This window comes from Frankia sp. ACN1ag (assembly GCF_001414035.1).
Classification (GTDB): domain Bacteria; phylum Actinomycetota; class Actinomycetes; order Frankiales; family Frankiaceae; genus Frankia; species Frankia torreyi.
The window spans coordinates 104,953-125,296 of sequence record NZ_LJPA01000001.1 but is presented as its reverse complement, the minus strand read 5'-3'; the positions used below and the strand labels follow the sequence as shown (position 1 = coordinate 125,296).

Annotated in this window: 21 protein-coding genes and 2 pseudogenes; 18 read left to right on the top strand and 5 right to left on the bottom strand. The window is 70.9% G+C overall.

Annotated features, from left to right (window positions below; translation table 11 throughout):
• Together UK82_RS42155 and UK82_RS00550 are read left to right on the top strand one after the other, a co-directional pair.
• Positions 1-323, top strand: a 323-nt coding sequence (locus UK82_RS42155; RefSeq protein ID WP_396230425.1) for a DNA-binding protein, incomplete at its 5' end; no start/stop codon positions are given.
• A 449-nt stretch (positions 324-772) separates the two neighbouring features.
• Entirely contained in the window at positions 773-1,177 is a 405-nt protein-coding gene (locus UK82_RS00550) for a MerR family transcriptional regulator (RefSeq protein ID WP_044885618.1), read from the top strand.
• On the opposite strand, the gene UK82_RS00545 is transcribed toward UK82_RS00550, so the two are convergent.
• Complete coding sequence (locus tag UK82_RS00545; protein ID WP_236705311.1) at positions 1,139-2,107, bottom strand: MFS transporter; 969 nt, start codon at positions 2,105-2,107, stop codon at positions 1,139-1,141. The genes UK82_RS00550 and UK82_RS00545 overlap by 39 nt on opposite strands.
• Before the next feature lie 430 nt (positions 2,108-2,537).
• Here UK82_RS00545 and UK82_RS00540 point away from each other — a divergent pair, with 430 nt between their 5' ends.
• Positions 2,538-3,251, top strand: a complete 714-nt coding sequence (locus tag UK82_RS00540) for a uridine kinase (RefSeq protein ID WP_083506992.1) — start codon at positions 2,538-2,540, stop codon at positions 3,249-3,251.
• 96 nt (positions 3,252-3,347) lie between these two features.
• Here the strand turns inward: UK82_RS00540 and UK82_RS00535 are convergent, their stop codons facing one another.
• The 4 genes from UK82_RS00535 to UK82_RS00520 all read right to left on the bottom strand — a co-directional run bounded on the left by UK82_RS00535 (position 3,348) and on the right by UK82_RS00520 (position 6,404).
• A complete protein-coding gene (locus tag UK82_RS00535; RefSeq protein ID WP_055405997.1) occupies positions 3,348-3,935 on the bottom strand; it encodes a trans-aconitate 2-methyltransferase in 588 nt (195 codons plus the stop codon).
• Between the two features lie 138 nt (positions 3,936-4,073).
• Positions 4,074-4,625 (bottom strand): TetR/AcrR family transcriptional regulator, encoded by a 552-nt coding sequence (locus UK82_RS00530; RefSeq protein WP_236705310.1) that lies wholly within the window; start codon positions 4,623-4,625, stop codon positions 4,074-4,076.
• 59 nt (positions 4,626-4,684) lie between these two features.
• Complete coding sequence (locus tag UK82_RS00525; protein ID WP_044885668.1) at positions 4,685-5,479, bottom strand: alpha/beta fold hydrolase; 795 nt, start codon at positions 5,477-5,479, stop codon at positions 4,685-4,687.
• A 487-nt stretch (positions 5,480-5,966) separates the two neighbouring features.
• On the bottom strand, positions 5,967-6,404 hold the full coding sequence (locus UK82_RS00520; RefSeq protein WP_044885615.1) for a hypothetical protein: 438 nt from the start codon (positions 6,402-6,404) through the stop codon (positions 5,967-5,969).
• Between the two features lie 755 nt (positions 6,405-7,159).
• On the opposite strand from UK82_RS00520, the gene nifV reads away from it, so the two are divergent.
• The 15 genes and pseudogenes from nifV to UK82_RS00455 all read left to right on the top strand — a co-directional run bounded on the left by nifV (position 7,160) and on the right by UK82_RS00455 (position 20,242).
• A complete protein-coding gene (nifV, locus tag UK82_RS00515) occupies positions 7,160-8,377 on the top strand; it encodes a homocitrate synthase (protein WP_044885614.1) in 1,218 nt (405 codons plus the stop codon).
• Between the two features lie 179 nt (positions 8,378-8,556).
• Positions 8,557-8,805, top strand: a pseudogene (locus tag UK82_RS34705) (AAA family ATPase); the annotation flags it as partial.
• Between the two features lies 1 nt (position 8,806).
• The coding region (gene nifH / locus UK82_RS00510; RefSeq protein WP_236705309.1) for a nitrogenase reductase at positions 8,807-9,420 on the top strand (614 nt) is incomplete at its 5' end.
• A 49-nt stretch (positions 9,421-9,469) separates the two neighbouring features.
• A pseudogene (locus tag UK82_RS34700) lies at positions 9,470-10,019 on the top strand (nitrogenase component 1); the annotation flags it as partial.
• Between the two features lies 1 nt (position 10,020).
• On the top strand, positions 10,021-10,930 hold a 910-nt coding region (locus UK82_RS34695; RefSeq protein WP_304438024.1), incomplete at its 5' end, for a nitrogenase component 1.
• Between the two features lie 269 nt (positions 10,931-11,199).
• Positions 11,200-12,762 (top strand): nitrogenase molybdenum-iron protein subunit beta, encoded by a 1,563-nt coding sequence (gene nifK, locus UK82_RS00500; RefSeq protein ID WP_044885611.1) that lies wholly within the window; start codon positions 11,200-11,202, stop codon positions 12,760-12,762.
• Positions 12,763-12,973: 211 nt separating this feature from the next.
• Positions 12,974-14,344, top strand: coding sequence for a nitrogenase iron-molybdenum cofactor biosynthesis protein NifE (nifE, locus tag UK82_RS00495; protein WP_044885610.1), 1,371 nt, complete (start codon positions 12,974-12,976; stop codon positions 14,342-14,344).
• Positions 14,344-16,023 carry a nitrogenase component 1 gene (locus UK82_RS00490; protein ID WP_055405994.1) on the top strand — a complete coding sequence of 560 codons (1,680 nt, stop codon included), beginning with the start codon at positions 14,344-14,346 and terminating at the stop codon, positions 16,021-16,023. Before nifE ends, UK82_RS00490 begins: the two co-directional genes overlap by 1 nt.
• A complete protein-coding gene (gene nifX, locus UK82_RS00485; protein ID WP_044885608.1) occupies positions 16,017-16,448 on the top strand; it encodes a nitrogen fixation protein NifX in 432 nt (143 codons plus the stop codon). The genes UK82_RS00490 and nifX overlap by 7 nt, the downstream gene beginning before the upstream one ends.
• Positions 16,445-16,888 carry a NifX-associated nitrogen fixation protein gene (locus UK82_RS00480; RefSeq protein ID WP_044885607.1) on the top strand — a complete coding sequence of 148 codons (444 nt, stop codon included), beginning with the start codon at positions 16,445-16,447 and terminating at the stop codon, positions 16,886-16,888. Before nifX ends, UK82_RS00480 begins: the two co-directional genes overlap by 4 nt.
• The gene (locus tag UK82_RS00475; RefSeq protein WP_044885606.1) at positions 16,878-17,126 is read left to right on the top strand and encodes a CCE_0567 family metalloprotein; all 249 of its coding nucleotides are present in this window, start codon (positions 16,878-16,880) and stop codon (positions 17,124-17,126) included. Before UK82_RS00480 ends, UK82_RS00475 begins: the two co-directional genes overlap by 11 nt.
• Positions 17,123-17,521 (top strand): nitrogenase-stabilizing/protective protein NifW, encoded by a 399-nt coding sequence (nifW, locus tag UK82_RS00470; RefSeq protein WP_044885605.1) that lies wholly within the window; start codon positions 17,123-17,125, stop codon positions 17,519-17,521. Before UK82_RS00475 ends, nifW begins: the two co-directional genes overlap by 4 nt.
• Positions 17,518-18,096 (top strand): nitrogen fixation protein NifZ, encoded by a 579-nt coding sequence (locus UK82_RS00465; RefSeq protein WP_044885604.1) that lies wholly within the window; start codon positions 17,518-17,520, stop codon positions 18,094-18,096. The genes nifW and UK82_RS00465 overlap by 4 nt, the downstream gene beginning before the upstream one ends.
• Complete coding sequence (nifB, locus tag UK82_RS00460; protein ID WP_044885603.1) at positions 18,093-19,625, top strand: nitrogenase cofactor biosynthesis protein NifB; 1,533 nt, start codon at positions 18,093-18,095, stop codon at positions 19,623-19,625. Before UK82_RS00465 ends, nifB begins: the two co-directional genes overlap by 4 nt.
• Positions 19,622-20,242: an iron-sulfur cluster assembly accessory protein gene (locus UK82_RS00455; RefSeq protein WP_055405993.1), complete on the top strand. Its 621-nt coding sequence runs from the start codon at positions 19,622-19,624 to the stop codon at positions 20,240-20,242. Before nifB ends, UK82_RS00455 begins: the two co-directional genes overlap by 4 nt.
• Positions 20,243-20,344: the final 102 nt, after the last annotated feature.

The window sequence follows — 20,344 nt, the reverse complement described above, 5'->3', positions numbered from 1 at the left end:
GATGGCTGGCGCTCGCCCGCGCCGACGACATGCGGGTGGTCACCAGCGCGGCGACCCTCGTCGAGGTGGTCCATCCGCGGATCAGGCGTCCCGCGCTGGAGTGGACGCTGTCTCGGCTCGTCGTCGAGCCCGTCACCGAACCGTTGGCCCGGCACGCGTCCGCCCTGCTGGGCGAGGCCGGTCTGCACGGCCACCGGCACGCGATCGAGGCGATGGTCTGCGCGACCGCGCTGGCCGCCCCCGGCCCGGTCGCGGTGCTCACGTCGGATCCCGACGATCTCATGGTGTTGTGCGGCGGGCGGGTCACCGTCATCAAGATCTGATGGTCGACGACTACCTGTCTCCTCGGAGCTGAAAAATCTGTACCCGCGGCAGTAGACATCGGGCGCTGCCCCGGGTAGAGTTCTTCTCGTAGCCAAGAGAGTCCATGGTCGCGCCAGACAGGAACTGGCGCGAGCGGGACGGCAGCCAAGGTGGGCTGTCGAGCACGATCACGCACGATCAGAAACACCCGGCCATAGAACGAANGAGGAGAGAGAGGAGCAGACGCCATCAGGATCGCCGGAGCGGCGCTCTAGGTCGCTCGGCTACCGCAGGCCCCAGATTGGAAGGTGGTCCCCGGTCACGCATATGCGATCCCCGCGTCCCCGCCCGTCCCGGGCGGCCTCGCGGATACAGAGATCCGGCGTACCTCGCCGGTAGATGGTGTTGACCCTCGGGACCCTGGTGCCATGCGGCACCGGGGTCCCTCGATGTGTGCTCAAGAGGCGCGATGACCCCTGGAACCACCCGCAAACCGACTGACAGCCTCGACGACGACGACTACCCCGCCTACACCATGGGCCGCGCGGCCGACATGCTCGGCACCACCCCCGCGTTCCTGCGGGCCCTCGGCGAAGCCGGCCTGATCACTCCCCTGCGTTCGGACGGCGGCCACCGCCGCTACTCCCGCCACCAACTCCGCCTCGCCGGGCGCGTCCGCGAACTCGTCGACGGGGGCACCGCGATCGATGCCGCCTGTCGCATCGTCCTGCTCGAAGACCAACTCGCCGAAGCCCGGCAGCTCAACGAGCAGCTACGCCACCAGGCCACCGGACCGCCAGCCATCGAACCCTCGGCCTCATCACCTGCGGTCTCGTCACCCCCGGCCTCGTCGGTGTCGGGCGGTGGTGAGTAGGCCAGCGAGGGCGAGCAGCATCCAGTCCGTGAGATAGCCGAAGGCGGCGGTGGGGGAGACCACGGTCCACAGGACGCCGGCGACGGTGCTGGCGGCGAGGTTGCCCAGCGACTGGACGGTGGCGAGCAGGCCGAACGCCGAGCCACGCAGATCGGTGGGGGCGAGGGCGGCGACGGCGGCGTGCTGGGCGGTCTCGACGGCCCCGATCCCGAGGCCGGCGAGCAGGAACGGCGCCGCCAGCAGCGCGACCCCGGTGATGTCGGTGGCGAGCAGGCCGTAGGCGCCGGCGAACGCGGCGACGCCGACGGCGAACACGCGGACCGGGCCGCGCTCGCCGAGCCGGTCGGCGAGATGCCCGGCGGGAACCGAGGCCAGCGTCGCGGCGACGTTGTAGCCGACGTACAGCCCGAGGGCCAGGGTGGTCGCGGTGTCGTGGCCGTGGGCGGGGGTCAGCTCCTCGGTGGCCCGCAGGATCAGCAGGGTCGCGGCGACATTGCCGATCTCGAAGGCGGCCACGGCGCCCAGCAGCCGGCCGAGGTCACCGTGTACCAGCGGGCGCACGACGACACGCAGTGGCGCCCGGTCCCGCGCGGCCGGGCGGGCGGTGCGGCGGATGGCGTAGACGATCGCGGCCGCGGCCAGCAGGCCGGGGATCACCGACAGGCCGATCGCCCACGTGGTGCCGAGCCAGGCGACGAGACCGAGGGCGAGCAGCGGGCCGACGATCGCGCCGAGGTTGTCCATCATCCGTTCGAACCCGTAGGCCCGTCCGTAGGCCGTCGCCGGGACGAGGTCGGCGAGCAGGGCGTTGCGGGCCGGCACCCGCAGGCCGCGGGCGGTCCAGGCGGCGGCGCGCAGGATCCCCACCTGCCACACGGCCGTCGCTCCCGCGGTGGCCGCGCCGAGCAACGGCGGTGGTGGTGTAACCACCCACGGCCACCCGGCGCCGCCGGGCCGGATCGTCCGCGAGCGCGCCGCCGGTGAATCGTCCCGCCCCCGCCAGCGCATCGGCGACCCCTTCGATCGCCCCGAGTGCCGCCGCGGGTGCGCCGAGGGTCCCGGTGAGCAGCGAGGGCAGCAGCGCGGTCGGGATCTCGTGGCCGACATCGGCGAGGAAGCTGGCCGCGCCGATGCCCCGCACCCCGGGCGAGAGCCATCCCGCCCGAGCGACGTCGCCATCCTCGGCCGGCTCCACGGTCGGACTGGTCGGCGGTGTGATGGTCACCAGGGCCATGGTCCGGGTACGGATCGATCATTGTCTCGGAATTCCGACGAAGAGTGACGAGCGGCACCTCCCCGATAGCCGCCGTCAAAGTCCGTCGAAACGTTCCGGTCGGGGCGGCCTGAGTAGCCTGCGGGTATGGGCGGCAATGGTTTTTCCGTCGGCCGGGATGCCGAGATCGCGGCGGCCCGGGTCATGGTTGTACACACCCTTGCCGAGTGGATTGTCGCCCGGTGCCGGGAGTGGGTCGTGCGGGTCGCCGTCGACGGTCCGGACGCGGCCGGCAAGACGACTCTGGCCGACGAGCTGGCCGAGCGGATCGGCGGCCGAGGGCGGCCCGTCATCCGCGCCGGCGTGGATGCGTTTCACCGGCCGCGGGCGGAACGTCGTCGGCGCGGTGAACTTTCACCCCACGGGTATTTTCTGGATGCCTTCGACTACGGCGCGCTGCGGCGCCTGCTACTCGATCCGCTCGGCCCGGGCGGCGACCGGTGGTATCGGACCGCAGCGTTTGACCTGCGGGCGGAGTCGGCGGTCGACACGCCCGCCGACCTGGCACCGGCCGATGCGGTGCTGCTCGTCGACGGGGTCTTCCTGCTGCGCCGGGAGCTGCGCGAGCACTGGGACGTGAGCATCTTCCTCGGCATCAGCCCCGGCGAATCGCTGCGCCGGGCGCTGCTGCGCGACGTCGACCTCTTCGGCTCCCCGGCCGCGGTCCGGGAGCGTTACGAGGCCCGCTATCTGCCGGCTCAGGAGATGTACCGCCGGAATGCCGCCCCGCACGAGCGCGCGCACTTTCTGCTCGACAACACCGACCCCGCCAACCCGCGCATCCTGCGCTCGCCGGCCTGAATCCCGAACAGCTCACCGCGACCGGGCGCGACACCTGTCTACCGGACGCTCCTGCCATCAGGACGCGCCTCGCCCGCGACCGAAGGGGATTGCTGCTCAGCGAGCGGGGCGATCGGCGGTAATGACCACCAGGTCGCGGTGCTGCCAGGCGACCGCGGTGTCGAAACCGGCCTGGTGAAGCCAGTCGAGCTGGTCGGGCAACGGGCTCGGTTTGTCGTGGACGCCGTCGATGGGAGTGACGACGTCCCCGGGGTCGTCCGGTACGACCACATCCGCGAGCACGAAGCGGCCGCTCGGCGGCAGGATCGCGGCGATCCGGCGGAACAAGTCGGCCTTTCCGGGCCCGTCGAGATGATGGACGGCCAGCGCCGAGATCACCAGGTCGAACGGGCCGGCGGGGAGCGGCTCCTCGAGCCGGCCGACGCGTAGGTCCGCGGGTGGCAGACGGGGGCGGGCGGCGTCGAGCATCGCCGGGCTCTCGTCGAGCGCGACGAGAGCGGCGTCCGGATGGACGCCGAGCACGCGCCCGCTGGTCTCGCCCGTGCCCACCCCGAGATCGAGCAGGCGCGTCACCCGCCGGCCCGCCGTCGCCGCCGCCACCTCGTCCTGGAGCCGTTCGTAGTGCGGCACCTCGGCGACCACCATGGCTCGGTAGGTCCCGGGGTCGAAGTGATACTGCGACATCCCTCCCTTGTACGCCGTCGGGCGCGACGAGACAGCCGGATTGCCCACCCCGCGACGAGACGATGGCGACGGCGAGGCCGAGGCCGAGAACGAGGCCGAGAACCAGGCCGAAGCCGGCGGCGGACGGCCGCGGGCGCCTCAGCCCGCGGCGGGAGGCTGAAGGATGCGCAGGGCGGTGTGGAGGATCTCGGCGCGGTCCGCGGGATCGAGGACGCCGTCGTTGAGGGCGAGCGCGGCCATGGTGGCGTGCTTGACCGCGGCGAAGGCGGCGTGCGCGCGCAGGACGGCGCCGCGGTCGGCGTCGGGGCCGGCCAGCGCGGCGATCACCTGCTTGGTCATCCGCTCGATGGTGCGGGGCAGCCGCTTGTCGACGACCGCCAGCACGCTCGGATCCCGGTCGATGAGCGCGGCCAGCTCGCGGGAGTCCGCGGCGAGGTCGATGAACGCGCAGAGCAGCTCCGCCGGGGCGGGCGGCCCGGTGTCGAGGTACTCGATGATCCGCTGGTAGGCCGCCAGCGGTTCGGTGAGCAGGCCGTAGAGGATCGCCGCCTTGGACGGGAAGTGGTAGTACAGCGCGGCTGTCGTGGTGCCCAGCTCGCGGGCGATGTCGGCGTTGGTCGTGCCGGTGTAGCCATGACGGGCGAACAGCTCGCGGGCGATCGCGAGAATCCGGTCCCTGGTCTGGCTCACGGCCCCCAGGCTACTTGCCTATTGATCAGTAAGCGGGTGGAACGAAGGGAAACCGCTGATCAGTGGGGCCCGGACGGGCCAAGGACCGTGTCGGCGTAGGAAAGCAGCCGGGCGGTGACGTCGGCCGGGTTGGCCAGCGCGACGATGTGGCCGCCAGTGATCTCGTCGGCCTCGAGGCCCAGGCGTTCGCGGGCGACGCGGCGCTGGAAGGCCGCCGGGAAGAAGCGGTCGTCCCGGCCGACGAGAACCCGGGTCGGCACCGCGGGCCAGGCGTCGATCGGCAGGCGCGACCCGAAGACCGCCTCCGACTGGGCGGGCTCGCCCGCCATCGCCTCCGCGGCCAGCGGGGCCGGCAGGTCGTGGAAGAAGTACGTCCTGGCGTCGAAGTCCGCGTCCGGCGGCCGGCCGGCACGGGTGTCCGACGCGCGCCGGGCCGCCGGCTGGCCGGTCGCCTCCCACCATTCGCCTGGTGTCTCGCCGGGCAGCGGGATCATGCCGTTGACCAGGGCGATCAGCGACACCGGCAGCCGCTCGCACACCAGCGGCGCGACGAAGGCGCCCAGGGAGGCCGCGACCACCACCACCTCGCCGCTGCCGGACGGGGCGTGGCCGGCCCCGTCGACGCCCGGCCGGACCGCGGCCGCGGTCACCGCGGCGACCGTCGCGTCAGCGTACTCGGGCAGGCCGGCACTCTCGTCCGCGGCGGGGAGGTCGACGGCGACGACGGTCCCGCCCGTCTCGCACAGCCCGCGCGCCACGAGGTGCCAGTACCAGGACGCGCCCCCCGCACCGGGGATGAGCACCCAGGTCACACGCGCCGCGGCCACGGCGCCTGCTCGGCCGGTACCCGTCATCATTGCCTCCCGCCAGGAGCCTGAGGAAGGGTCTACTCCTACGACCGAGCGGATCGCAAGCCACGCACCGCCGGGCACGGCGGCGCAGGGCAGGGCGGGACGGGACAGCAGCGGGCAGGGCTGCACCGGGCAGGCCGGGGACCGGGTCGGGAGGGNGGCGCGCAGGAATGACGCCTGTGGCGGCGGCCGACGCAGGGCAGGGGTCAACCGACCGTCGGATCCGTGCCGGGCGAGGCGTCGGATCGACACGATCGGTGATCTATGGGCGGTGTTCGGCCCGGATCCCGCGGGCGGGTAGGGCTCGTGGTCGGACGGTGACCCAGGCTTTCTCTCGCAGCGGCGCACGAGGTCGCCACTCCGAGAGAAAGCCCGTGGTAGCCGCCGTCCCCAGGCCCGCGCCGGTGGCTGCGATCTCCGGGCCGAGTCGACGGGCAGGCGGTGCCTCGGCGATCGGCGAGAATCGCTGAGGGTGCCGCCTACCGGTCGTTTACGGCAGTGGACGCATGCAGTCCCGGCATCGGTCGTTCAGGATCGACAGGAGCTCGACCGCCTTCAGCGAGGCGTCACGCACCTTGGCGATGTCCTGCGACGAGTTCAGCCGGATCAGGGCGGTCTCGGCCCCGTCCGAGGCGCCTTCGCGGACGGCTTCCACGATCTCGGCCGCGGGGGTGCCGTACTGGAAGAGCAGGATCTCCTTGTCCTGGTATGCCGGCAGCTCCATGGGTAGGTGACCGAGGCCGATGCCCGCGAGGTTGCGGCTGAGGATCTGCCGCACGTTCGTCCCGAGCCGGCCGTAGCCACCGATCTCCCGCAGCATGCCCATGGTGGTCCTGAAGACTCCGTTGTTCCCCACCACGGCTGACCGCAGGTCCTCCCAGCTCCCGGGGGCGTCGGTCGGCACACCGATCATCTGCGCCTCCGACATCTCTACCATCCCGGCTGGCAACCGAAGTACCCCGCGTATACGTGTACCGACACGCCCAGCTCCTTCCGCTTCCCCGGGGGAAAGCACTGCGTGCTGCCGGGCCGGCCTCGCCCGGCTTCGCCCGGCGTCTTTTTGTTATCCATAAGATATCCGACCCGCTCGGCGAGGTCCAACCCGGGAAGAAGTTCAAGGGTTTCGATAACGTTAACCCTTGCTGCACAGGCCGATGGTGATGCCATCGGGACGTGCCGATTAGTGCGTACTCCGCACCGCCGCCGTGCCTCCCTCGCGACCCCCTCGCGACCGCCCTGGATTCCCGTCCGTGACATTTGCGCTACGGAAAGGAATCGACCGGGCGGTCCGGTCGGATAACCTGGCGTATGCACGGTCGGACGCATCGGCCGGTGCTCCTTTTCGTCCAGGACGGGCCCGCGCCCTCGGTGAGGTGCGTGACCAGGAGGGCCCCCGGCCGCCCTGGGCGGCCCACCCTCGCCGGGTGAGCTGGGCCACCTCCGGCCCGCACGAAGTCCCCCAAAGAAAAATCCAAGGATAAGTTTTTCCTGGCAGATATCCTTCGAGATATCCCGGCGGAAAAGCTTGCACTCATCCGCCGAGAATACCTGTTAACCCGGAAGTTACCGGCGCTTGCAGCCTCGAAATAATCGCCTCCTAGTCTGATTCATGTCGCCGCCGGACAAACACAGAACCACAGTTCGCGGCGCAGCCCATGGTCTTCAGTCCCGGAGCAACGGCTGGTGATGACAGTGCGAGACCCCCGTTTTCCCAGCTCATCTACCACGGCGATACAGTCGGACGCGGCGATCAAATTCTGCGACACCACGCTCCGCGACGGCGAGCAGGCGCCTGGCGTCGCATTCACCGCGGCCGAGAAACTCGCCATCGCCGCTGCCCTGGACGCCATCGGGGTACACCAGATCGAGGCCGGAATCCCGGCGATGGGTGTCACCGAGCGGGACGTGCTGCGGGAGATCCTCGCAACCGATCCGCACGCGGAGATCGTGGGCTGGTGCCGGGCCGACCACCGCGACGTCGAGGCCGCGGCAAGCTGCGGCCTCGTCACCGCGCACCTGACCATCCCGGTCTCCGACTTGCACCTGAAGAGCAAGTTGGGGCGGGATCGGGCCTGGGCGCGGCTGCGGGTCCGCGACTGTGTCGCGGATGCGACGGACCGCGGGATGCGGGTGAGCGTCGGTTTCGAGGACGCCTCCCGCGCCGACGACGCGTTCGTCACGGACCTGGCGGGCGAACTGCGGGAACTGGGCGTCACCAGGCTGCGCTGGGCCGACACCGTCGGCCTGCTCGACCCGGTGAGCGCGCACGATCGGCTGGGGCGACTGGTCAGGGCGGTCCCGGGGCCGTGGGAGATCCACGCCCACGACGACTTCGGCCTGGCGACGGCCAACACCATCGCCGCCGTCCAGGCGGGGTTCACCTGGGTCAGCACCACCGTGCTCGGCCTGGGCGAACGCGCCGGGAACGCCCCGATCGAAGAGGTCGCGATGGCGCTTCGGCACCTGCTGAAGCTGCCCGTCGACCTGGACACGACGTCGTTTCGCAGCCTCGCCCGGCTGGTGTCGCGGGCCGCACGCCGGCCCCTGCCGGCGGGCAAGGCGGTGGTCGGCGAGTCGGTGTTCGCGCATGAGTCGGGCATCCATGTGCACGGCATCCTGCGCCACCCGGCGACGTACGAGCCGTTCGACCCCGCCGAGGTCGGCGGGCGCCGGCGGCTGGCGATCGGCAAGCACAGCGGGCGGGCCTCGGTGCGCTACGCGCTCGAGCAGTACGGGCTGACCGCCGAGGACGACGAGATCGAACCCCTGCTGGAGCGGGTCCGTGCCGCCGCCACCCAGCACAAGCGCGGCCTTCACGGCCGCGACTTCCAAGAGCTTCTCGGGCGGGTAGAGATGCCGACCCCCCGAGCGGAGGCCCCCCGGCGCGAAGAGCAGGTCTGACCGACCTGCCCGCGCCAGCGGGCTCGTACGACCAGCACCACGGTAGTGCCGACGTCCCGGTCCAATCCGACCGGCGGCACGTCCGGCAGCTCGCGGGCCGACCGGCCCGGCCAGCCCGATCGGCATGGCCGAGCCCCGGTGACCGCGCGCCGGGCAACCGTCCCAAGGAGGAGCACCGCATGCGCCAGATCGCCTTCTACGGCAAGGGTGGTATTGGCAAGTCCACCACCCAGCAGAACACCATGGCGGCCATGGCCGAGATGGGCCAGCGGGTCATGATCGTCGGGTGTGACCCGAAGGCTGACTCGACCCGCCTGATCCTGCACTCGAAGGCGCAGACCTCCGTCATCCAGCTCGCGGCCGAGAAGGGTTCGGTCGAGGACCTGGAGCTCGACGAGGTGCTCGTCGAGGGCCAGTGGGGCATCAAGNGCGTCGAGTCCGGTGGCCCGGAGCCGGGCGTCGGCTGCGCCGGCCGTGGCGTCATCACCTCCATCACCTACCTGGAGGAGGCCGGCGCGTACGAGAACCTCGACTTCGTGACCTACGACGTCCTCGGTGACGTTGTGTGTGGTGGCTTCGCGATGCCGATCCGCCAGGGCAAGGCGCAGGAGATCTACATCGTCACCTCCGGCGAGATGATGGCGATGTACGCGGCGAACAACATCGCCCGAGGCATCCTGAAGTACGCGCACTCCGGCGGCGTCCGGCTCGGCGGGCTCATCTGCAACAGCCGCAAGACCGACCGCGAGGACGAGCTGATCATGGAGCTCGCCCGCCGCCTCAACACCCAGATGATCCACTTCATCCCGCGTAACAACGTCGTGCAGCACGCCGAGCTGCGCCGGATGACGGTCATCGAGTACGACCCGAAGAACAGCCAGGCCGACGAGTACCGCCAGCTCGCCAACAAGATCGTCAACAACGACATGAAGACGATCCCGACCCCGATCACGATGGACGAGCTCGAGGAGCTCCTCATCGACTTCGGGATCATGGCGCAGGAGGACGAGAGCGTGATCGGCAAGGCCGCCGCGGTCGCCTGACGATCCCACGCCCACCTGCACCGACACCGTCGAGGATGAGGTCCCGACCATGACGACGACACCGGCACCCGAGCGGGCCGAGACCGAGGCGATGATCGCCGAGGTTCTGTCTCAGTACCCCAAGAAGGCAGCCAAGTTCCGGGCCAAGCACCTCAAGGCCAACGACCCCGAGGGGTCGAAGGAGTGCGAGGTCAAGTCCAACATCAAGTCCCGGCCCGGGGTCATGACGATCCGCGGCTGCGCCTACGCCGGTTCCAAGGGCGTGGTGTGGGGCCCGGTGAAGGACATGGTCACCATCAGCCACGGCCCGGTCGGCTGCGGTCAGTACTCCTGGGCGACCCGGCGCAACTACGCCCACGGTCACCTTGGCGTCGACAACTTCACGGCAATGCAGATCACGACGGACTTCCAGGAGAAGGACATCGTCTTCGGCGGTGACCCCAAGCTGGAGCAGGTCTGCGACGAGATCGTCGAGCTGTTCCCGCTGGCCAAGGGCATCTCCGTGCAGTCCGAGTGCCCGATCGGTCTGATCGGTGACGACATCGAGGCCGTGGCCAAGAAGTCCTCCAAGAAGCTCGACATCCCGGTCATCCCGGTCCNCTGCGAGGGCTTCCGTGGCGTCAGTCAGTCGCTGGGTCACCACATCGCGAACGACGCTGTTCGCGACCACGTGCTTGGCACCGGTGGCGACTCCTTCGAGCAGACCGACTACGACGTCGCGCTGATCGGTGACTACAACATCGGCGGTGACGCCTGGGCCTCCCGGCGCATCCTCGAGGAGATGGGCCTGCGGGTCATCGCCCAGTGGTCCGGCGACGGCACGATCAACGAGATGGCCTCGACGCACCTGTCGAAGCTCAACCTGATCCACTGCTACCGCTCGATGAACTACATCTGCACCACCATGGAGGAGCGCTTCGGCACCCCGTGGACCGAGTTCAACTTCTTCGGCCCCACGAAGATCATCTCCTCCATGCGCAAGATCGCCGAGTTCTTCGACGATGAGATCAAGGCGAAGACCGAGGCGGCGATCGCCCGGTACCAGGTGCGCTTCGACGAGATCACCAAGGCGTTCCGGCCGCGGCTCGAGGGCAAGCGCGTCATGCTCGCCGTCGGTGGCCTGCGCCCCCGGCACACCATCGGCGCGTACGAGGACCTCGGCATGGAGGTCGTCGGCACCGGCTACGAGTTCGCCCACAAGGACGACTACACCCGGACCTACAGCATGCTCAAGGAAGGCACCGTCCTCTACGACGACCCGACCGCGTTCGAGCTCGAGGAGTTCGCCAAGTTCCTCAAGCCGGACCTGATGGGTGCGGGCGTCAAGGAGAAGTACGTCTTCCACAAGATGGGCATCCCCTTCCGGCAGATGCACTCCTGGGACTACTCCGGGCCCTACCACGGCGTCGACGGCTTCGCGGTCTTCGCCCGGGACATGGACATCGCCATCAACAGCCCGGCCTGGGACCTCCTCGAGGCCCCCTGGTCGAAGGCCGGCGAGGTCGCCTGATCCACCGCCCTCCGGGCACCCGGGCGCGAGGCGCCCAGCAGTAGACGGCCACTTGCCGTAGACGGCCACTCGCAGTAGACGGCCACTCGCAGTAGACGGCCACTCGCAGTAGACGGCCACTTGCAGTAGCTGACCAGTAGTTCATCCAGGCCTGGCCGAACGCAGCCGCCAGCGACCCCGTGACCGGAGAAACGGTCGCTGGCGGCTGCCGCGGCAGGCCTCAAGCCCCACCTGGGGACAAGCCCCACAGGGGAGAGGAGGGACGTCCGGTGACGACGACCCCCGAGCACACCAGCGCGGTCCCGCTGCGGGTCCTTGACCACAACGACATCTTCCGCGACGAGGTCTACCAGAAGCAGTTCGAGGGCAAGCGCGAGTTCGAGAACGCGGCCCCGAAGGAAGAGGTCCAGCGGGTCCTCGACTGGACCCGCGGGTGGGAGTACCGGGAGAAGAACTTCGCCCGGGAGGCCCTGACCGTCAACCCGGCCAAGGCCTGCCAGCCGCTCGGCGCGGTGCTCGCCGCGCTCGGGTTCGAGGGCACCATGCCGCTGGTGCACGGGTCGCAGGGCTGCGTGGCGTACTTCCGCAGCCACTTCGCCCGGCACTTCAAGGAGCCGGTGCCCGCCGCCTCCACCTCGATGACCGAGGACGCCGCCGTGTTCGGCGGGATCAACAACCTCGTCGAGGCGATGGAGAACATCACCGCCCTCTACAAGCCGAAGCACATCGCGGTCAGCACCACGTGCATGGCCGAGGTCATCGGTGAGGACCTGTTCGCCTACATCGGCGCGGCGCGCGAGCAGGAAGCGATCACCCAGGACTTCCCGGTGTCGTACGCCCACACCCCGTCCTTCGTGGGCTCGCACATCACCGGCTACGACGTGATGCTCAAGGGCATCCTCGAGATGCTGGCGAAGTCGCCCGACGCGGACGCGTCGAAGGTGGCGAAGTCCGACAAGGTCCGGCTGAACGTCATCCCCGGGTTCGACACGTACATCGGCAACCACCGTGAGTACAAGCGCATCCTCGAGCTGATGGGCGTCGACCCGCTGATCCTGGGCGACCACTCCAGCTCGCTGGACTCCCCGGCGGACGGCGAGTACGACCTCTACCCGGGCGGCACCCCGCTCGCGGAGGGGGCGCTGGCGAAGTTCAGCCGCGCGAGCCTGGTGCTGCAGGAATCCACGCTGCGCAGGACGGCCGAGTACATCGAGAAGGACTGGAAGCAGGAGACGGTCCTGCTCGAGACCCCGCTCGGGGTCAAGGGCACGGACGCCTTCCTGACCGCGGTCGCCAAGGTCGCGGAGGTCGAGGTCCCGGCGGAGCTGACCGCCGAGCGTGGCCGCCTGGTCGACGCGATCACCGACTCGCACGCCTACGTGCACGGCAAGCGGGTGGCCATCGCCGGCGACCCCGACCTCGTCATCGCGCTGACCCGCTTCGTGCTCGAGCTCGGGATGATCCCGGTGCACATCGTGAGCACGAACGCCGACACCACCTTCAAGGCCCGCATGGAGAAGGTGCTCTCCGCCAGCAAGTTCGGTGAAGAGGCGACCGTGTGGCCGGAGAAGGACCTCTGGCACCTGCGGTCGCTGGTCTTCACCGAGCCGGTCGACCTGCTCATCGGCAGCATGCAGCTCAAGTACATCTCCCGCGAGGCGAACGTGCCGCTGGTCCGGGTCGGATTCCCGATCTTCGACCGGCACCACCTGCACCGGTTCCCGATCATCGGGTACACGGGTGGTCTGCACCTGCTCACCCAGCTCGTCAACACGATCCTCGACGAGATGGACCGCAACGCCCCCGACCACAGCTTCGACGCCGTTCGCTGATCGGCGCCGCGCTGTAGCCGGTCCGGCCCCCAGCCGGGTCCGAACGTGGTCGGCCGGCCGCGCCCACCGCGCTCCCTGCGGCCGGTCGACCACCTCTCGCGGGTCGACCGATGGCGACATCTTCCCCGCGCCGGGTCGATCGGCTCCCTCCCGGGCCGATCGACCCCCTGTCCAGCCTCTCCCGAGGACCGCCCCCTCCCGAGGATGGCCCATGGCTGCTACTGAACGTGCCGCATTGTTCACCGAGACGGCCTGCGACCACAACAACGCCAAGAGCGCCAAGGCTCGCAAGGCGGGCTGCCCCAAGCCCAAGCCGGGTGGTACCTCCGGCGGCTGCACCTTCGACGGGGCGATGATCACCCTCGTCCCGATCACCGACAGCGCCCACCTCGTGCACGGCCCGATCTCCTGCGCCGGCAACTCCTGGGACGGCCGGGGCAGCCTGTCGTCCGGGCCGACGCTGTTCCGCCACGGTTTCACCACCGACATGTCCGAGAACGACGTGGTGCTCGGGGGCGAGCAGCGCCTGTTCGACTCGATCTGTGAGGTCGTCGAGCGGTACGCGCCGCCCGCGGTCTTCGTCTACTCGACCTGCGTCACCGCGATGATCGGCGACGATCTCGGCGCGGTCTGCGCGGCCGCCGCGGAGCAGACCGGGGTGCCGGTGATCCCGGTCGAGGCCCCGGGCTTCGTCGGGAACAAGAACCTCGGCAACAAGATCGCCGGTCAGACCCTGCTGGACCACGTGATCGGCACCGTCGAGCCGGGTGACGTCACCGACCTCGACGTCAACCTCATCGGCGAGTACAACATCGCCGGCGAGCTGTGGGACGTCGTGCCGCTGCTGACCCGGCTGGGGATCCGGGTCCGGTCCTGCATCAGCGGGGACGCCCGCTACCGCGACATCGCCGCCGCCCACCGGGCGAAGGCGACCATGGTCGTCTGCTCCCGGGCGCTGCTGGGCCTCGCCCGCGGCCTGGAGGAGCGCTACGGCATCCCGTGGTTCGAGGGCAGCTTCTACGGCGTCAGCGCGATGGGCGACACCTTGCGGGGCTTCGCCCGTCTGCTCGATGACGACGAGCTCTCCCGCCGCACGGAGGAACTCATCGCCGTCGAGGAGGCGGCCGTCGAGGCCGCGATCGCGCCGTACCGCGCCCGACTGACCGGCCGCAAGGCCGTGCTCTACACCGGCGGCGTCAAGAGCTGGTCGATCGTCTCCGCGTTGCAGGACCTCGGCATCGAGGTCGTCGGCAGCGGCATCACCAAAAGCTCCGACGGCGACGTCGACAAGATCCGCGAGCTGCTCGGCGACGCCAAGATGATCTCCGAGGGGAGCCCGCGGGAACTGCTGCGGGTGGCCGAGGAGACCGGCGCCGACATCCTCGTCGCCGGCGGCCGCAACCAGTACACCGCGCTCAAGGGCCGGTTGCCGTTCCTCGACATCAACCAGGAGCGGCACATCCCCTACGCGGGCTACACCGGCATGGTCGAGTTCGCCCGCCGCCTGGACATGGCGATCGCGAGCCCGGTCTGGGAGCAGGTCCGCCGGCCCGCCCCCTGGGACCTGGTCGGGGCCCACTGATGGCCGAGATCATCACCGGGGAGCGGCGCGCCGCGATCGACCCGCTCAAGTTCAGCCAGCCGCTCGGTGCCGCACTCGTCTTCCTCGGCCTCGCCGACTCGCTGCCGATCATGCATGGGTCGCAGGGCTGCGCGTCGTTCGCCAAGGCCCTGTTGACGCGGCACTTCAACGAGCCGATCCCGCTGCAGACCACGGCGATCAGCGAGGTGACCGCGGTCATGGGCAGCGGGGAGGCCATGGTGGCCACCCTCGACGCCATCCGCAAGAAGCAGCGTCCGGCGATCATCGGCCTGCTCACCACGGGCGTCACCGAGGTCTCCGGGGAGGACATCGGCGGCCAGTTGCGCACCTACCTGGCCACCTGGGCCGACGCCGACGCCGACACCGCGCCGCTGATCATCGGGGTGTCCACCCCGGACTTCCTCGGCGGGCTGTCCGACGGCTGGTCGGCCGCGCTGGAGGCGCTGATCCGGGCGGTGGTGCCCGCGCCGATGACGGCCGAGGCCGGCTCGGACGCGCCGACCGCGCTCATCGCGGCCTCCGCCCCGCCGGCCGCCACCCTCCCCGCCGCCCCGCCGGCCGCCGCCTCGTCGGCCGCTGCCTCGTCGGCCGCCACCATGCTGGCCGGCGCCGCCCGCGCGATCCCCGCCGCGGCGCCGGTCACCACCACCGTCCCGGCCTCGCCCCTGTCCCGGCGGGCCGGTACGACCGACGAGGACGTCGCCGACCGGAATCTGGTCGCCGTCCTCGCCGGTCCCGCCCTCACCGCGGCCGACCTCGACGAGGTCGCCGGGCTGGTCCGGGCGTTCGGGCTCGACCCCGTGCTGGTGCCGGACCTGTCGGCCTCGGTCGACGGCCACCTCGCCCCGGCCTGGCAGCCGACGACGACCGGCGGCGCGGGCCTCGCCGAGCTGCGCTCGCTGCGCCGCGCCGGTGCCGTGCTTGTCGCGGGCGCCACCGCCGCCCCCGCGGGCGAGCTGCTCGCCGCCCGCACCGGCGCCCGACTGCTGCACCACCGGCACCTGTCCGGCCTGACCGAGACGGACGCCCTGGTCGCGGAGCTGATGGCGCACACCGGCCGGACGGCCCCGGAGCAGGTCCGCCGGGCCCGCGCGCGCCTTGCCGACGGCCTGCTCGACGCGCACTTCGTTCTCGGCGGCGTCCGGGTGGCGATCGCCGGCGAGCCCGAGACCCTGCTGGCCGCCGGTTCGCTGCTGCGCGACGTTGGCGCCGAGATCGTGACCGCGGTGTCGCCGACTCCGGCGCCGGCCCTGGCCGACGCGCCGTGGGCCGAGGTCGTCATCGGCGACCTGACCGAATTCGCCGAACGGGCGCAGGCGGCCGGTGCCGAGCTCGTCCTCGGTTCCAGCCACGCCCGGGGAATCGCGGAGCGGATCGGCGCCGCTTTCCTGCCGATCGGATTTCCGATCTTCGACCGGCTTGGGACGGCGTTGGCCGGCACCGCCGGCTACGCCGGCAGCCTGCGGCTGCTGCTCGACGCGGCGAACCGGGTCCTCGACCACGGGCACGCACACGCCCGGCCGGGTCGGCCGCCGCTGCCCGCCTCGCCGGGATCCGCCGCGGCCGGCCACCGGGCCGCCACCGAGATTCCCCAGCAGGGGCGCGCGACGGCAGAACCCGACGAACTCGACAACCTGTTCCAGGAGTCCCCGTGTTGAAGATCGCCTTCGCGACCGGCGACGGCACCGCCGTGGACCAGCACTTCGGCTGGTGCCGACGGTTCGACGTGTACGAGGTCGGCCCCGAGGGGTCACACCTGTTCGAGACCCGGCTGCTCGAGGCGGCGTCGGACGACGAGCAGGACAAGATCGAATCCAGGCTCGCCGCGGTCACGGACTGCGTGATCCTCAACATCGCCGACATCGGCGGGACCGCCGCGGCGAAGGTTGTCAAGGCCAAGATCCACCCGGTGAAGGTGGCCAAGGGCACCAGCGTGGAGGACCTGCTCACCCGCTACGTCGCGACGCTGGCCGGGACCCCGCCGCCCTGGCTGCGCAAGGTCCTCAAGGCCCGCGAGCCGCAGCCGGCCGCGCAGAGCTGGACCCGCAGCGTCGCCGCGGTGCTGAAGGGAGACGCGGCATGAGCGAGGCGAAGGACTTCCTGCGTGACCTGCTCGATCAGGTCCGGGCCGGCGACTCCTACGGCCAGCTCGATCGGTTCTCCGACTCCCAGCTGCTCGCCCCGTTCGTGGTGACCAAGGAGCAGCGCCGCACGATCGCGACCAACTGCGACCTCGATATCGCCACCGCGGCCCGGCTGCGGTCGTTCTACCAGGCCGTCGCCGCCGCCACCGAGAAGGCGACCGGCGCGTTCACCACGACGATTCTCGACCTCAACAGCGAGGGCTTCGGCCGGGTGATCATTTTTGCGGGTCGACTCGTCGTGCTCGACAACGCGCTGCGCGACGTGCAGCGGTTCGGCTTCAACTCGTCCGAGGAGCTCGCCGCCCGTGGCGAGGCCCTGGTGCTCGGCGCGAGCAAGCTGATCGAGCGCTGGAGCGAGGTCGCCCGCGATGACTCCTGAGCCGCCAGCCCCGGACACCGCGAGCCGCGACGCCGAGAACCTCGACGCCGCCGCCGCCCAGCAGCGGCTGCGCAAGCTCCACAGCAAGGCCACCCGACTCAAGCTTGATCTTCACGACCTCGCCGAGGACCTCCCGATCGGCTGGGAGGGCCTGCTCGACGTCGCCCGCCGGACCTATGACGCCTATGCCGAGATCGCCCTGTTGGAGGGCCTGGCCGAGAAGGAGACGTCGCGATGAGCGCGACCACCGACGCCGGCCAACTGGCCGAGTTCAACCGCTGCTCCACCGCGGAGCAGTACTTCGACCTGCTGGAGGTCGACTACGACCCGCGGGTCGTGGCGGTCAACCGGCTGCACATCCTCAAGCACTTCGCCGGCGAACTGGCCAAGCTGCAGGACGCCGGCGCCGACACGGAGAACCCGCGGCATCTCCTGCGTGACTACCGCGACGCGCTCGTCCGCTCCTACGAGGCGTTCACCAACGCCGGCGCGCTGGACCACCGCCTGTTCAAGGTGCTGAAGGATCGCGCGCCGCAGGCGGCGGACTTCGTGCCGACATCCGAGATCACTGTGCAGCGGCCGGGCTCGACCCAGCCATCGGAAACGTCCGAGCGGACGGAGGAGGCCCGATGACCACCAACACCTACGACGTCGGCGACGTCGTCATGGCCGCCAAGGCGCTGCGCAACGACGGCACCTACCCGGACCCGGCGATCTCCATCGGCGAGATCCTGGTCGAGGCCGGCACCCGCGGTCAGGTCATCAACGTCGGCCTGTACCTGCAGGAGCACATCGTCTACGCGATCGCGTTCGAAAACGGCCGCATCGTCGGCGCGCTGGAGCGCGAGCTTGAGGCCGCCGAGGACGCCGAGGACGCGACGCAGGCGGAGCCCGCGGCCACGCCCACCGCCGCCGCGGCGGCGGAGGGCTCGGCCCCGGCCGCCGTCCTGGTGGCCGAGAAGGTGCCGGCCGAGCCCGCGGCGCACGGTGCCGGCGGGCACGCGGCGAAGACCTGCAAGCACGGGTCCGCGAACTGCAAGTCCGCCGCAGCGGACGCCGAGCCCGCGGTACCGAGCACGCCCGCCGAGCCCGCCAAGGCCGCCACCCCGGCCAAGCCCGCCACCCCGGCCAAGCCCGCGCCGCCGGCCAAGCCCGCGGGCAAGACCGTCGGCGCCGGCACGCCCGGCGCGAAGGACGGTCGACGGTGACGGGGGAGCCGGCGTTCGCCGCCGCCCCCGCCGGCGGGCTCCCCCGGCGCAGTGCGCAGGCGCCCGCCTCCGCCGGCGGCTGCAAGACCACGACGAGCTGCGGCACCAGCGCTCCCGTGCAGGACCCGGAGATCGCCGAGAAGATCGCCAACCACCCGTGCTACAGCGCCGAGGCGCACCAGTACTACGCCCGCATGCACGTCGCGGTCGCGCCCGGCTGCAACATCCAGTGCAACTTCTGCAACCGGAAGTTCGACTGCGCCAACGAGAGCCGGCCGGGCGTCACGAGCACCCTGCTGACTCCCGAGGACGCGCTCGCCAAGGTCAAGCTGGTCGCCAGCGAGATCAAGCAGATGAGCGTGCTGGGGATCGCCGGGCCCGGTGACCCGCTGGCGAACCCGAAGCCGACGTTCCGCACGATGGAGCTGGTGGCCCGGGACTGCCCGGACATCAAGCTGTGCCTGTCGACCAACGGCCTGCGCCTGCCGGAGTTCGTCGACCGGATCGCCGACCTCAACGTCGACCACGTGACGATCACGATCAACATGATCGACCCTGAGGTCGGCGAGCGGATCTACCCGTGGGTCGCCTGGCGGGGCAAGCGGTACACCGGCCGGGAGGCCTCGAAGATCCTCTCCGAGCAGCAGCTCGCGGGGCTCGCGGCGCTGACCGAGCGGAAGATCCTCTGCAAGGTCAACTCGGTGATGATCCCCGGGATCAACGACGAGCATCTCGTCGAGGTCTCCCGGACCGTCAAGGGGCTCGGGGCCTTCCTGCACAACGTGATGCCGCTGGTCTCGGCGCCCGAACACGGCACCGTCTTCGGCCTGACCGGCCAGCGCGGCCCGACCCCGCAGGAGCTCAAGGCCCTGCAGGACCGGTGCGAGCAGGACGACGGCGCCGAGATGAACATGATGCGCCACTGCCGGCAGTGCCGCGCCGACGCGGTCGGCCTGCTCGGCGAGGACCGCGGCGACGAGTTCCTGCCCGAGACGTTCCAGGGCCGCGAGATCGTCTACGACCTCGCCGGCCGCCAGCAGGCGCACGAGGAGATCGAGCGCTGGCGCACCGAGGTCGCCGCGACCCGGCAGACCCTCAACATCGCCACCGGCGCGCGCACCCCCGACGTGCCGGCGGCCGAGCCCGTGCGGCCGGCCGAGGTCGTCCTCGTCGCGGTCGCCACCAAGGGCAGCGGCGTCGTCAACCAGCACTTCGGCCACGCCGGCGAGTTCTGGATCTACGAGGCCGGCCCCGGCTGGGCCCGTCTCGTGCAGACCCGCGACGTCGACCGCTACTGCAACGGCCCGTCGGACTGCGACGAGGACGCCTCCAAGCTCGACCGCACCATCGAGATGTTGTCCGACTGCGCCGCTGTGCTGTGCAGCAAGATCGGCCTCGGGCCGCGCGAGGCGCTCGAGGAGGCCGGCATCGAACCGGTCGAGATCTATGACCTGATCGACAAGGCGGTGGCCGAAATCGGCGCCCGCCTCGTCACGGACCGCGCCCCAGCGGAGGTAGGCACCCCATGACCGCGACCGCCACCGTCATCGAACTGACCGACAAGGCCGTGGCGCAGGTGCGTCACCTGCTCGGCTCGACCCCGGGCACCGAGGGCTTCGCCCTGCGCATCGGCGTCGACCCGGGCGGCTGCTCCGGCTACACCTACAAGCTGGCGCTCGTGCCCGGCGCCGAGACCGGCGACGTCGTGCTGCCGCAGGACGGCTTCGACGTCGTCGTGCACACGACGAGCGTCGACCTGCTGCGCGGGATGCGGGTCGACTACACCGAGACGCTGACCTCCTCCGGCTTCACCTTCGCCAACCCGAACGCGAAGAGCTCCTGCGGCTGTGGGTCGTCGTTCGGCTCGTCCGACGATCCCGAGCGCACCGCGGCCGACGCGAAGCTGCGCGAACAGGTCGAGGAGATCATGGAGGAGATCCGCCCGATGCTGCGCGGGGACGGCGGGGACGCCGAGGTCGTCGCCGTCCTCGCCGGGGGCGGTCAGCCCGGCTCCGCCGAGGTGCACCTGCGCCTGACCGGCGCCTGCGGCGGCTGCTCCAGCGCGAACGCGACGCTGACCGGCGTGATCGAGGCCCGACTCAGGCAGCAGCTGCCGGAGATCGGCCGGGTCGCGCTGGTCGCCTGACCGCCCCGCCCGGACGGGGGTGACGGCATCGGATGGCCGCGGGTCCGCGGACCTGCCGGCCATCCGGAGCCGCCCCCCCCGGCGGACACCCCGCCCGACCGG

Bases quoted from the DNA above. Each gene is read 5' to 3' on its own strand.
- UK82_RS00550 (WP_044885618.1), top strand. From the start codon at position 773: ATGACCCCTGGAACCACCCGCAAACCGACTGACAGCCTCGACGACGAC.
- UK82_RS00540 (WP_083506992.1), top strand. From the start codon at position 2,538: ATGGGCGGCAATGGTTTTTCCGTCGGCCGGGATGCCGAGATCGCGGCG.
- UK82_RS00535 (WP_055405997.1), bottom strand. From the start codon at position 3,935: ATGTCGCAGTATCACTTCGACCCCGGGACCTACCGAGCCATGGTGGTC.
- UK82_RS00525 (WP_044885668.1), bottom strand. From the start codon at position 5,479: ATGACGGGTACCGGCCGAGCAGGCGCCGTGGCCGCGGCGCGTGTGACC.
- UK82_RS00520 (WP_044885615.1), bottom strand. From the start codon at position 6,404: ATGTCGGAGGCGCAGATGATCGGTGTGCCGACCGACGCCCCCGGGAGC.
- nifE (WP_044885610.1), top strand. From the start codon at position 12,974: ATGGCTGCTACTGAACGTGCCGCATTGTTCACCGAGACGGCCTGCGAC.
- UK82_RS00490 (WP_055405994.1), top strand. From the start codon at position 14,344: ATGGCCGAGATCATCACCGGGGAGCGGCGCGCCGCGATCGACCCGCTC.
- UK82_RS00480 (WP_044885607.1), top strand. From the start codon at position 16,445: ATGAGCGAGGCGAAGGACTTCCTGCGTGACCTGCTCGATCAGGTCCGG.
- UK82_RS00475 (WP_044885606.1), top strand. From the start codon at position 16,878: ATGACTCCTGAGCCGCCAGCCCCGGACACCGCGAGCCGCGACGCCGAG.
- nifW (WP_044885605.1), top strand. From the start codon at position 17,123: ATGAGCGCGACCACCGACGCCGGCCAACTGGCCGAGTTCAACCGCTGC.
- UK82_RS00465 (WP_044885604.1), top strand. From the start codon at position 17,518: ATGACCACCAACACCTACGACGTCGGCGACGTCGTCATGGCCGCCAAG.
- UK82_RS00455 (WP_055405993.1), top strand. From the start codon at position 19,622: ATGACCGCGACCGCCACCGTCATCGAACTGACCGACAAGGCCGTGGCG.